Genomic DNA, 11,813 nt, shown 5'->3' on the forward strand with positions numbered 1-11,813 from the left:
ATCGAACTGTTTCACGTGTTGAGCAGGACCGCGCCGATCGCGGCCGCGACAGCCTGCTGTGCCGGCTCGATCACGGGCACGCCGATCGCTTCCGCAATCGCTGCGCGGTGCGAAGCCATGCCGGCGCAGCCCATCACCACGACATCGGCGCGGCATTGCGTGACCAGCGCGCGGCCGGCTTCGATCAGCCGCCCGCGGATGTCCGCACCTGCCGTCTCGGCCGCGCTCGCGCCGACCGACCAGCTTCCGGCGTAGCGGCTGTCGACGCCCATCACCCGCACCATGCGCTGCTGGCGGCGGATGCTCGACGGCGACAGTGCGATGACGCCAAAACGTTCGCCGAGCATCAGCGCGCGAAAGATGCCGCATTCGGCAATGCCCAGCACCGGGCGCCTACCGGCCGCCTCGCGTGCCGCATGCAAGCCCGGATCGCTGAAGCAGGCGAGCACGAAGGCATCCGCATCGTCGCGCGACACGCGCCCCACCAGCGGCATCACGACGCTGTCGGCATCGCGCTGCGAGCTGATGCCGGGCGGTCCTTCGGCAAGGCCGACCACCTCGATCTCAGGGCCGCCGGCGATCCTGAGCGGTGCGACCGCATCGTCGATCGCCGCCGTCACCGACGCGGAGGAGTTGGGGTTGATGACGAGGATGCGGCGACGGGTCATGGCAGGGCTCAGCGGTTGGCGGCCTCGTGGCGCAGGAAGTTTTCCGCGATCTTCTCGCCGGTCGTGATCCAGACATCCGGGCACGACTTCACGTAGGTCAGGAACTCGCGCAGCAGACGCAGCCGCATCGGGCGGCCGCTGCATTGCGGATGCAGCACGGTCGTGACCATCGCGCCCCAGTCGCGGACCTCATCCAGCTCGTCCTTCCAGATCGAGAGCACATGCTCCTTGGGAAAGATCGAACGCGGACTGAAGCGGGCGGAGAGGCCGTGCATCCAGTCGTCGTAGCTTGCCGTCACCGGCAGCTCGATCGTGCCGGGCTTGCCGTCGGCGAGACGATGCCGATAGGGCCGCACGTCGTCGCGGAACGAGGAGGTGTAGACGATGCCATGGCGCACCAGCGCCACACGCAGCTCCTCGGTGAACTCGCCATAGGGCGCGCGATAGCCGGTCGGCTTGACGCCCAGCCGGCGCTTGAGCGCCTCGAAACCGCGTTCCAGCTCCTCCTCGATCCAGGGATCGCCGGGATCTGGCAAGAGATGGTGATAGCCGTGATGGCCGATTTCGTGGCCGGCCTTGAGGATGGATTCCGCCATCGCCGGATGCGCATCGACCGACCATCCCGTGACAAAGAAGGTTGCCTTGAGATCGAGCTGATCCAGCAGCTCCAGCAGCTTCGGCGTGCCGACGCGGGCCTCATAGCCGCCGTAGCTCATGGTGATGAGCCGCTGGGCGTGCACCGCGTCCTTGCTGGTCCATGCGCTTTCCGCGTCGACGTCGAAGGACAGGAACATCGCCGAAGTGTAGGGCTTCGGCCAGGGATATTCGGGCGCGGGATCTGCGGTGTTGGCCGGAACGAGCGGGATGCTCTTGAGTGCCTTACTGTCCAGCATTGATGGTCGCCTTCTCTAATCCGTTGTCAGTCAGTTTCCACTTGGCAAGCAGGGTCTTGTAGGTGCCGTCGGCGATCAGCGCGTCGACCGCCTCCAGCATCGCCTGCTGCAGCGCCTTTTCCTTGACCGGCAGGGCAATGCCGGTGAATTGCTGCGCGATCGGCTCGCCCACTGGCACATAGGTCCCGGGCTCGAGGTCCATGATATAGGGCAGCGTCTCGTTGCCCTGGGCGGCGGCGTCGATGCGGCCCTGCCTGAGCTGGGTGCGGGCGTCAGCCGAACCGTCAGTGCCGACGAACTGGATCGGATTGCTGCCGCAGTTCTTCTCGCTCCACGCCGCGATCTGCGCCGGGAACATGGTGCGGCGGCTGGCGCCGACCTTCTTGCCGCACAACGCCGTCGCGTCCTTGAACTCCGCCTTGCGCGATTGCTGCACGAAGAACTGCGGACCGCTGCGCAGGTAATCGACAAAGGACGCGATCTCGTGCCGGCTCGCATAGTCCGTGAAGCCGGACAGGATAGCGTCCACCCGCCCGGTCGAGATCGACGGCATGAACTCGGCAAAACTGGTCTCCTGCCATTCGATCTTGACGCCGAGCTTGCGACCGATCGCCTCGCCGAGCTCGACGTCGAAGCCCGTGAGCGCGTTGGTGGCGGGATCGCGGAACTCCATCGGCGGGTAGTTCGGCACCAGCGCCACCTTGAGGCTGCCCCGCTTGGCGATGTCCGCCGGAAGCTCGATAGCCAAGGCCGAAACGGTCACGGCACCGAACAGCGCCGCCGCAAACAAGAGTCTCTTCATCAACACGCCCCCATCTCAGATCACTGCGGAAAGAAATGCCCTGGTGCGCTCCTCACGGGGCGCACCCAAGACGTCCTGGGCGCGTCCCTGCTCGACGATCGCACCCTGGTCCATGTAGACGACGCGGTCGGCGACCTCGCGCGCGAAGCCGAGCTCGTGCGTCACCACCATCATGGTCATGCCGCTCCTCGCCAGCTCCCTCATGACCGCGAGCACCTCGCCGACAAGCTCGGGATCCAGCGCGCTGGTCGGTTCATCAAAGAGCATCAGCATCGGCTTCATGGCGAGCGCGCGCGCTATCGCGACGCGCTGCTGCTGGCCGCCGGAGAGCTGCGCGGGATACCAATCGGCCTTGGCCGACAATCCCACCCGGCGCAGCAGCTCGAGCGCCTCCGCACGCACCTCATCGGGTTTGCGTCCCTGAACCTGGGTCGGGCCTTCGGTGATGTTCTCGAGCGCGGTCTTGTGCGGAAACAGGTTGAAGCGCTGGAACACCATGCCGGTCTTCAGCCGCTGCCGCCCGATCTCCCGCTCGCTGAGACGATGGAGCCGGCCGCCATGCTCGCGCACCCCTAACAGCTCGTCGTCGAGCCAGATGCCGCCGGCATCGATCGCGGTGAGCTGGTTGACGCAGCGGAGCAGCGTGGTCTTGCCCGAGCCTGAGGCGCCGATCAGGCACATCACCTCGCCGGCCCAGACGTCGAGCGAGACATTCTTGAGAGCCTGAAACTCTCCAAAATTCTTGCTGACGGAGCGGATCGCGACGAGGGGCTTTGTCATCGCGCAAGCCGCAATGTGCCGCGTGCGAAGCGGCGTTCGAGCAACATCTGGAGTGGCGTCAGGATCGAGACGACGAGCAGGTACCAGAGCCCGGCGACGATCAGAAGCTCGATCACGCGGGAGTTCGCGTAGTAGATGTTTTCGGCGTTGTGCAGCAGTTCCGGATATTGGATGACGCTTGCGAGCGAGGTCGCCTTCACCATGCTGATGAATTCGTTGCCGAGCGGCGGGATCACGACGCGCATCGCCTGCGGCAGGATGATCCGCCGCAGTGCGCGCAGCCGCCCCATACCGATCGTCTGCGCCGCCTCGTATTGTCCGATGTCGACCGACAGCATGCCGGCGCGCATCACCTCGGAGGTATAGGCACCCTGGTTGATGCCGAGCCCGAGCAGCGCGGCGAGGAACGGCGTCATGACGTCCACGGCACGCGCGGTCCACAGGCCGGGAATGCCGATGGTCGGAAACACCAGCGCGAGATTGAACCACAGCAGCAGTTGCAGGATCAGCGGCGTGCCGCGGAACAGCCAGGTGTAACCGGCGGCAACGGTCTTCAGCACCGGATTGGGCGACAGCCGCATGATCGCCACGACGATGCCGAGGACAATGCCGAGCGCCATCGCCAGCACCGCCATCACCATGGTGTTGACGATGCCTTCGAGGATGACCTTTGCCGTCAGGAAGCGGCTGACATAGGACCATTCGATCTGGCCGCCGGCGAAGGCACGCACGATCGCCGCCAGCACCAGGACGATGAGCGCCGCGCTGAGCCAGCGAAACCAGTGCGGCTCGCGCGCGATCCGCATTCCCGACAGATCGGGAAAACCTTCCGCGAGTGCCGGCCCCGGCTTCATTGCGGCGCCGCGTTCAGCATGGGCTGGGCCACCGCGTTGGCGCCGAGGCCCCATTTGTCGAGGACGGCCTTGTAGGCGCCGTCGGCGATCATGGCGGCGAGCTTCTCCGTCACCACCTCGCGCAAGGCCGCATCGTCCTTGCGGAACATGATGCCTTGATAGCCCTTGGCGAAGGGCTCGCCGACGACGCGGTATTTGCCGGGCTCCTGCGTCTGCGCATAAGGCAGCGTTTCGCTGCCCTGCACGGCGGCGTCGATGCGGCCCTGCTTGAGCTGGTTGCGGACGTCGATCGAGTTTTCGCCCGGCACGTACTGGATCGCAGGCTTCCCGGCCGGCTCGCAATTCCGCTTGCTCCACTTCTCGATCTCGACCGGGAAGCTGGTGCTGCGGGTGGTGCCGACCTTCTTGCCGCAGAGATCCGTCGCGGCCTTCGCCTCGTTCTCCGCCATGACGAAGAATTGCGGGCCGGTTGCAAGGTAATCCACGAAATCGGCGGTCTCGCGCCGCGAGGCGCGGTCCGAGATGCCGGAGATGATGAAATCGGCGCGCTTGGTCTGAAGCGAGGGGATCAGCTCGGCGAACGGCGTCTCGCTCCAGACGATCTTGAGGCCGCCGAGCCGCTTGGCGAGTTCGTTCGCCAGATCGATGTCGAGCCCGACGAGTTCGTTGGTGGCGGGATCGCGATATTCCATCGGCGCGTAGGTCGAGTTGACCGTGAGCTTCAACGTGCCCGCCTGCCTGATCTCCGCCGGAAGCTCGGCTGCGTGCGCCGACGTCACGGCAGCCAGCGCTGCGAAGCCGAGGAAGTGCGAGAGGCGTGTCATGTCAGCTCCTTTGCCAGTCCCTTTTGCTAACGCGGTGCCATTTTGTCAGTCCGCGTCGAGAACCGCCGGCTCGATGACGCCGGCGCGCTCGGTGATCACCCGGTATTGCTCCGGCCGCCGGTGGGCGGCGAAGTTGAACATCTTGTCCTTGCCCTGGCGGCAGAGGTCGAGATCGATGTCCGCGACGATCACCTCGTCAGTGAGCGTCTGCGCCTGCGCGACGATGCGGCCGTTGGGGTCGACGATGCAGGAGCCGCCGATCAGCCCGGAGCCGTCCTCGTCGCCCGCCTTCGCCACCGAGATTGCCCAAGTCGCGTTCATGTAGGCGTTGGCCTGCGTCACCAGCGTCGAGTGGAAGGTGCGGAGCGTGCCGTCTTCCGTCGTGCCGCCATTGGGATCATAGGCCGCCGAATTGTAGCCGATGCAGACAAGTTCGACCCCTTGCAGGCCGAGCACGCGCCAGGATTCCGGCCAGCGTCGATCGTTGCAGATCATCATGCCCATGATGGCGTGGGCCCAGGCCGAGCCGGCGCGGAAGGCGAGAAAGCCGAGATCGCCATATTCGAAATAGCGCTTCTCGAGCTGCTGATAGCGCGCGCCCGGTCGCGGCTCGACCGAGCCCGGCAGGTGCACCTTGCGATAGCGACCAAGAATCTCGCCGTCGCGGTCGACCAGGATGGCGCAATTGTAGCGCCGGCCGTCCGGCGTCAGCTCGGCATAACCGACATAGAAGCCGACGCGCAGTGCGCGCGCACGATCGAACAGTTTTGCCACGGCCGGGTTCGGCATGCCGCGCTCGAAGTAGCGGTCGAGTTCGTCGCCTTCGAGCAGCCAGCGCGGAAAGAAGGTGGTGAAGGCAAGCTCCGGAAACACCACCAGGCTGGCGCCACGGCCGGCGGCCTCCTCCAGCATGTCGAGCATCCGCGCCAGCGTATGCTCGCGCGTATCGGCTTTTTGCGTCGGCCCCATTTGAGCTGCGGCGGCGCGAAGGACACGAACCAAGATTGCCTCCAATGTGTGCGCGGTGCTGCCTCAATGGGCGAATGAACCCTTTGATGCGACGCGCAAATCCGCTGCCATTACGGGCAAGCGGGGCTGCAAAATCAATTCGTCCTGCTATGATGTTTTGGCCCAGAGTATAATCGGCAGTGATATGAACCTGCGTCAGCTCGAGATCCTGCGTGCCGTCATCCGCCACCGCACCACGGTGGCGGCGGCGGACGAGCTGGCGCTGTCGCAGCCGGCGGTCAGCAATGCGCTGAAGACGATGGAGGCACAGGCCGGCTTTGCGCTGTTCGAGCGCGTCAACAACCGGCTGTTTCCGACCGCCGAAGCGATGGCGCTCTACAAGGAGAGCGAGGCGATCTTCGCGCTGCACGCAAAACTCGAGAACCGCGTGCGCGATCTGCGCGAGAATCGCTCGGGGCATCTTGCCATCGTGGCGACGCCCCCGCTCGCCTACAGCATCATCCCTTCCGCGCTGTCCGGCTTTCTGCGCCGCCGCCCGGAGACGCGGGTGTTCTTCGATGTGCGCCGCTATGAGGGCATCATCGAGGGCGTGCTCAGCCGCGTCGCCGAGCTCGGCTTCGCGCTGGGGCTGACGCATCATCCCGGCATCGCGCATGAGGTGGTGCACACCGGCGAGATGGTGTGCGTGCTGCCGCCGCAGCACCCGCTCGCGGACAAGGCCGTGATCTCGGCCGCCGACCTGTCCGGCCTGCCCTTCATCGGGCTGGAGCGCGGCACGCGGCTCGGCGAAGCCGTCCGCGACAGCTTTGCGCGTGCGGGCGCGCCGTTCCGGCCGACCGTCGAGGTGCGTTACTGCAACACGGCCTGCGTGCTCGCGGCCGCCGGCGTCGGCGCCGCCGTGGTCGATCCCTTCTCGCCGCGTCAGAACGGCGGCAGCGGCCTCGTGGTCCGGCCGTTCGCGCCGACGACCCACGCGGTCGCCTATATGCTGTGGTCGGAAGCCGAACCGCTATCGCGTCTGGCCAAGGCCTTTCTCAGCGAGGTCCGCAAGCAGAGCGCCCTCCTGGAGCGCGCAGCGCCACACCAGCAACATGGGGTAGGAAGCGACTGAGCTTTACCTTTTCCACGAGGGGCATATGGCACGCATCACCATCATCGAGACCGGCAAGGTCCCGCAAAAATATCGCGAGCGCCACGGCTCGTTTCCGGACATGTTCGCGCGCATGGTTCGCGCCGAGGATCCGACGGCGACGATCGACACCGTCAGCATCCCCAACGGCGATGCCCTTCCCGATCCGCGCGGGCTTGAGGCCGTACTGATCACCGGAGCGGCCGCGGGCGTCTATGACGGGCTCGACTGGATCGCACCGCTGGAAGACTTCGTGCGCACCGCTTACGCCAACAGGACACCGATGGTCGGCGTCTGCTTCGGTCATCAACTGATCGCGCAGGCGCTCGGCGGCACCGTGCGCAAGTCGGACAAGGGCTGGGGCATCGGCCGGCACGTCTATCAGGTGCTGCCGGAGAACGGCGTGGTCGACGGCGAAGCCGTCGCCATTGCCTGCTCGCATCAGGATCAGGTGATCGAGCCGCCGAACGATGCGCTCACGATCCTCTCGTCCGAATTCACGCCACATGCCGGCCTGCTCTACGCCAACGGCACCACGCTGACGGTGCAGCCGCATCCGGAGTTCGACGTGGAGTTTGCCGAAGTGTGCTGCGATCTGCGCGACGGCAAGGCGCCGGAAGATGTCGTGGCGACGGCGCGGGCATCGCTGGCGGAGCCGATGGACAACGCCAGGCTCGGTGGCGCGATCACGCGGTTTTTAGCGAGGCGGTGACTTCACCTCGCCCCGCTTGCGGGGAGAGGTCGGATTGCGAAGCAATCCGGGTGAGGGGGACTCTCCACGAGTCCGTCTGCCATCGAGTTTGCTGAGACAGCCCCTCACCCTAACCCTCTCAGCGCGAGCGAAGCTCGTCGCGCCCCCGTAAGAACGGGGAGAGGGGGAGGAAGCAACTCAGAACGGATCGCTTCCCAGCCCCGCCACATCCTGAGGCCGCGGCCCCGGCGCCGGCCAGTGAAACCGGCGGTCCTTCTCCGCGATTGCAATGTCGTTGATCGACGCCTCGCGCCGCTTCATCAAGCCGTGCTCGTCGAACTCCCACTGCTCGTTGCCGTAGGAGCGATACCACTGGCCGCTCGTATCGTGCCATTCGTACTGGAAGCGCACCGCGATGCGGTTGCCGTCGAAGGCCCAGAGGTCCTTGATCAGGCGGTAGTCCTGCTCCTTCTCCCATTTGCGGGTGAGGAACGCCACGATGGCTTCGCGGCCCTGGAAGACTTCGGAACGGTTGCGCCAGCGGCTGTCCTCGGTATAGGCGAGCGAAACGCGAACCGGATCGCGCGAATTCCAGGCGTCCTCGGCCATCCGCGCTTTTTGCGCGGCAGTCTCTCGGGTGAAAGGCGGAAGCGGCGGGCGCGACATGATGGCCTCATCGATTGATTGGGGCCGCAATCTATCGCCGCACGCAGCGGAGTCGAGTAGCGATCCCCTATCGGGCGATCACGAAATCAGATCGGCCTTCATCAGCGCGCGGATCGATTTCGGAATCGGCTGCGCGCGGCCGCCGCTGATGAAGGCGACACGCACCTCGGCCTTGACCAGCACGTCCTCGCCACGCCGCACCTCCTGCGCCAGCATGATCGAGGCGCCCTTCACGGCAACCGGCCAGGTCACGACGTCGAGCACGTCGTCCATCCGCGCGGGCTTCAGAAAGTCCAGATGCATCGAGCGCACCACGAAGGCGAAGCCGGCGCCTTCCGTCTCTACCTGCTCGAACAGCGCCTGCTGCTCGGCGCCCATCAGCCGCAGATGATTGGTCCGTCCGCGCTCCATGTAGCGCAGATAATTGGCGTGATAGACGATGCCGGAAAAGTCCGTGTCCTCGTAATAGACGCGGACCTGCATATGGTGGCGGCCGTCGCGGATCTCGCCGTCGAGATGAGCTGTCACGTCGCGAGCCTCTTCGCATGTCGGTAACCGGCCCGTTTTGCGCAAAAACGGGCCGGCGCGCAAGCGGGGCTAGGACACAACCGACGCGGTTCGCCCCAGCGTCACCTCGACGATTTCCGGCGGCACGCCGAAGCGCAGCGGCATGATGCTGCAACCGAGGCCACCGGAGATGATGACGTCGCATTTCAGCCGGACATGACCATAGGCGAGGCGGAGGCCATGCTGCGGCGGAACCGCCGGCGACCAGCCGAGCAGGCGAACCTGGCCGCCATGGGTGTGGCCGGACAGTTGCAGCGCGACACGGGCGGGCACGCGCGGCGCGATATTGGGCTCATGTGCGAGCAGGATGATTGGCGCGTCATCGGTGACCTTCGCGAGCGTCGCCGTGAGGTCGTCGGCACCGACGCGCCCCGTGCTCCGGAAGCGGCGCGCCGGCAGAAAGGCGAGCTGATCGCCGAGACCGGCGAGCCAGAACGGACGGCCGTCCTTGGTAAGGCGTACGACGTCATTCTCGTAGACGGGAATGCCGGCCGCTTCCAGCGCGCGGTGCGCGACGGTCGGGCCTTGCCCGATCCGCTGCACGGTCTTGTCGTCCCAATAATCGTGGTTGCCCATGACGGCATGGACGCCCAGCGGCGCCTTGAGCCCGGCCAGCACCCTGGCCCACTCGCTCGACGGGATGATCCGCGTGACCTGATGAAGGCCGGCGACATAGTCGCCGAGCAGCACGATGAGATCGGCGTTCAGCGCGTTGGTGCGGTCGACGATGCCCTCGATCCGCTCCAGCGACATCCAGGGATCGCAGGCATGGATGTCGGCGATGACGGCGATCTTCAAGGGAAAATCCGCCGGCCATTGTCGCGGCTTCGGATGATAGCGGGTGACGCGGAGGCGCAGCACCGGCTCGACACCGACGCCGTAGGCCGCGCTCGAGACGCCGAGCGCGGACAGGGCGCCGACGGAACGGATGAAATGACGGCGAGTGATCATGGAAGCCCGCTTCTGATGCAGCTTCTTGATGTGGTCCGATTGAAGCGGAATTGGGGTGCGCTTGTGCAGACGGCCTGCATCCTCGTGCAGAGGTCTGCACGAGGATTACCGGAAGTTCATGACAGCCGGAGCGCCCTGCACTCTGCGCAGATCATTCGTCGCTCTCGTCCGTGCCGAACAGGCCGAACTGCGCCGCGTCGCGCGAGGGCTCAGTGAGGCCGAGATGGCGGAAGGCGTGCGAGGTGAGCAGGCGGCCGCGCGGGGTGCGCTGGAGATAGCCGCACTGGATCAGGTAGGGCTCGATGATGTCCTCGATCGCATCGCGCGGCTCGGACAAAGCGGCCGCCATGGTCTCGACGCCGACCGGGCCGCCGCCATAGTTGAGCGCGATGGTCGTGAGGTAGCGGCGATCCATGGCATCGAGGCCAGCGGCATCGACCTCAAGCGCGCTCAGCGCGTGGTCGGCGATCTTGCGATCGATCTTGTCGGCATCGGCCGCGGACGCGAAATCGCGCACGCGACGGAGCAGCCGGCCGGCGATGCGTGGCGTGCCGCGGGCGCGGCGCGCGATCTCGTTGGCGCCGTCGGCGCTCATGCCGACATTGAGCACGCGCGCGCCGCGGCTGACGATGCTCTCCAATTCCTCGATCGTGTAGAAATTCAGCCGAACCGGAATGCCGAAGCGGTCGCGCAGGGGATTGGTGAGCAGGCCTGCGCGCGTCGTGGCGCCGACGAGCGTAAATTTCGACAGCTCGATCTTGACCGAGCGCGCCGCCGGCCCCTCGCCGATGATGAGGTCGAGCTGAAAGTCCTCCATCGCGGGATAGAGCACCTCCTCCACCGCCGGGCTGAGGCGATGGATCTCGTCGATGAAGAGCACGTCGCGCTCTTCGAGATTGGTGAGCAGCGCGGCGAGATCGCCAGCCTTGGCGATCACCGGGCCCGAAGTCGCGCGAAAGCCGACGCCGAGCTCCTTGGCTACGATCTGCGCCAGCGTGGTCTTGCCGAGGCCGGGCGGGCCGACGAACAGCACGTGGTCCAGCGCCTCGCCGCGCTTGCGTGCCGCCTCGATGAAGATCGAGAGGTTCTTGCGCGCCTGCTGCTGGCCGACGAAATCGGACAACGATTGCGGCCGCAGCGCGGTATCGCCGACATCGTCGCTGCGCCGCTCGGGCGAGATCATGCGGTTGGCCTTGGGATCGCTCACTTCGCAAGCTCCTTCAGGCCGAGACGAATGAGCTGCGCCGTCTCGGCGCCTTCACCCGCGCTGCGCGAGGCCGACGCAATGGCCGCGGCGGCCTGCGGCTGGCCGTAGCCGAGATTGACCAGTGCGGAAATCGCATCCGCCACGGGGCGCGGCGCGCGCTGGTCGTCGACGGCGCCGGCAAGATGCACGACGGCGGGATCGACATTGGCGAAAGCCGGCGCCTTGTCCTTCAATTCGGTGACGATGCGCTCGGCCACCTTGGGGCCGACGCCGGGTGTGCGCGACACCGCGGCCTTGTCGCGCAGCGCAATCGCGTTGGCGAGATCGGCCGGCGCCAGCGTGCCGAGCACGGCGAGCGCCACCTTGGCGCCGACGCCCTGCACGGTCTGGAGCAGGCGAAACCATTCGCGCTCCTGGTCGGTGCGGAAGCCGAACAGTTTGATCTGGTCCTCGCGGACATAGGTTTCGATCGACAGCACGGCGGCCTCGCCCGGCGAAGGCAAATGCTGCAAGGTGCGCGACGAGCAATGCACCTGATAGCCGACGCCGCCGACGTCGAGGATGACGAAATCCTCGCCGTAGGAATCGATCAGGCCCTTGAGCTTGCCGATCACGATTGCGCACCCACAGCTTGAAGGACGCGCGGCAATCTCGGTCCGTTCCCTCCCCCCTTGTGGGGGAGGGTTAGGGAGGGGGGTGCTACACGGGGATTCTCTCGAGAGCGCGAGGATGGGGCGCCGAGCCTGCCGACGACGGCAACACCGTCGCCGCGGCTACCCCCCTCCCCGACCCGCCCCCACAAGGGGGGAGGG

General features: G+C 66.2%; 14 protein-coding genes. 2 read left to right on the top strand and 12 right to left on the bottom strand.

Features of this window, described 5'->3' with window-relative positions:
• Positions 1-11: 11 nt before the first annotated feature.
• The 7 genes from GPL20_RS37220 to GPL20_RS37250 are packed head-to-tail and all read right to left on the bottom strand — an operon-like array spanning position 12 to position 5,823.
• A complete protein-coding gene (locus GPL20_RS37220; RefSeq protein ID WP_157337494.1) occupies positions 12-668 on the bottom strand; it encodes an aspartate/glutamate racemase family protein in 657 nt (218 codons plus the stop codon).
• 8 nt (positions 669-676) lie between these two features.
• Positions 677-1,561: a polysaccharide deacetylase family protein gene (locus GPL20_RS37225; RefSeq protein WP_157337496.1), complete on the bottom strand. Its 885-nt coding sequence runs from the start codon at positions 1,559-1,561 to the stop codon at positions 677-679.
• On the bottom strand, positions 1,548-2,363 hold the full coding sequence (locus GPL20_RS37230) for an ABC transporter substrate-binding protein (protein ID WP_157337498.1): 816 nt from the start codon (positions 2,361-2,363) through the stop codon (positions 1,548-1,550). Before GPL20_RS37230 ends, GPL20_RS37225 begins: the two co-directional genes overlap by 14 nt.
• A gap of 15 nt (positions 2,364-2,378) precedes the next feature.
• A complete protein-coding gene (locus tag GPL20_RS37235) occupies positions 2,379-3,143 on the bottom strand; it encodes an amino acid ABC transporter ATP-binding protein (protein WP_157337500.1) in 765 nt (254 codons plus the stop codon).
• Positions 3,140-3,997: an amino acid ABC transporter permease gene (locus GPL20_RS37240; protein WP_167533371.1), complete on the bottom strand. Its 858-nt coding sequence runs from the start codon at positions 3,995-3,997 to the stop codon at positions 3,140-3,142. The genes GPL20_RS37235 and GPL20_RS37240 overlap by 4 nt, the downstream gene beginning before the upstream one ends.
• Positions 3,994-4,821 carry an ABC transporter substrate-binding protein gene (locus tag GPL20_RS37245; protein WP_157337503.1) on the bottom strand — a complete coding sequence of 276 codons (828 nt, stop codon included), beginning with the start codon at positions 4,819-4,821 and terminating at the stop codon, positions 3,994-3,996. The genes GPL20_RS37240 and GPL20_RS37245 overlap by 4 nt, the downstream gene beginning before the upstream one ends.
• A 45-nt stretch (positions 4,822-4,866) precedes the next feature.
• Entirely contained in the window at positions 4,867-5,823 is a 957-nt protein-coding gene (locus tag GPL20_RS37250) for an N-carbamoyl-D-amino-acid hydrolase (protein WP_157337505.1), read from the bottom strand.
• Positions 5,824-5,974: 151 nt separating this feature from the next.
• Here GPL20_RS37250 and GPL20_RS37255 point away from each other — a divergent pair, with 151 nt between their 5' ends.
• Positions 5,975-6,901 carry a LysR family transcriptional regulator gene (locus tag GPL20_RS37255; RefSeq protein ID WP_157337507.1) on the top strand — a complete coding sequence of 309 codons (927 nt, stop codon included), beginning with the start codon at positions 5,975-5,977 and terminating at the stop codon, positions 6,899-6,901.
• Between the two features lie 25 nt (positions 6,902-6,926).
• Positions 6,927-7,631 (top strand): type 1 glutamine amidotransferase, encoded by a 705-nt coding sequence (locus GPL20_RS37260; RefSeq protein ID WP_157337509.1) that lies wholly within the window; start codon positions 6,927-6,929, stop codon positions 7,629-7,631.
• Positions 7,632-7,808: 177 nt separating this feature from the next.
• Here the strand turns inward: GPL20_RS37260 and GPL20_RS37265 are convergent, their stop codons facing one another.
• The 5 genes from GPL20_RS37265 to ruvA all read right to left on the bottom strand — a co-directional run bounded on the left by GPL20_RS37265 (position 7,809) and on the right by ruvA (position 11,615).
• Complete coding sequence (locus GPL20_RS37265) at positions 7,809-8,276, bottom strand: nuclear transport factor 2 family protein (RefSeq protein WP_157337511.1); 468 nt, start codon at positions 8,274-8,276, stop codon at positions 7,809-7,811.
• Between the two features lie 78 nt (positions 8,277-8,354).
• A complete protein-coding gene (ybgC, locus tag GPL20_RS37270) occupies positions 8,355-8,804 on the bottom strand; it encodes a tol-pal system-associated acyl-CoA thioesterase (RefSeq protein WP_254125426.1) in 450 nt (149 codons plus the stop codon).
• A 69-nt stretch (positions 8,805-8,873) separates the two neighbouring features.
• Positions 8,874-9,794 carry a metallophosphoesterase gene (locus tag GPL20_RS37275; protein WP_157337513.1) on the bottom strand — a complete coding sequence of 307 codons (921 nt, stop codon included), beginning with the start codon at positions 9,792-9,794 and terminating at the stop codon, positions 8,874-8,876.
• Positions 9,795-9,945: 151 nt separating this feature from the next.
• Entirely contained in the window at positions 9,946-10,977 is a 1,032-nt protein-coding gene (gene ruvB, locus GPL20_RS37280) for a Holliday junction branch migration DNA helicase RuvB (protein WP_157337517.1), read from the bottom strand.
• 20 nt (positions 10,978-10,997) lie between these two features.
• Positions 10,998-11,615, bottom strand: a complete 618-nt coding sequence (gene ruvA, locus GPL20_RS37285) for a Holliday junction branch migration protein RuvA (RefSeq protein WP_254125428.1) — start codon at positions 11,613-11,615, stop codon at positions 10,998-11,000.
• Positions 11,616-11,813: the final 198 nt, after the last annotated feature.

The organism is Bradyrhizobium cajani, from assembly GCF_009759665.1.
GTDB lineage: Bacteria > Pseudomonadota > Alphaproteobacteria > Rhizobiales > Xanthobacteraceae > Bradyrhizobium > Bradyrhizobium cajani.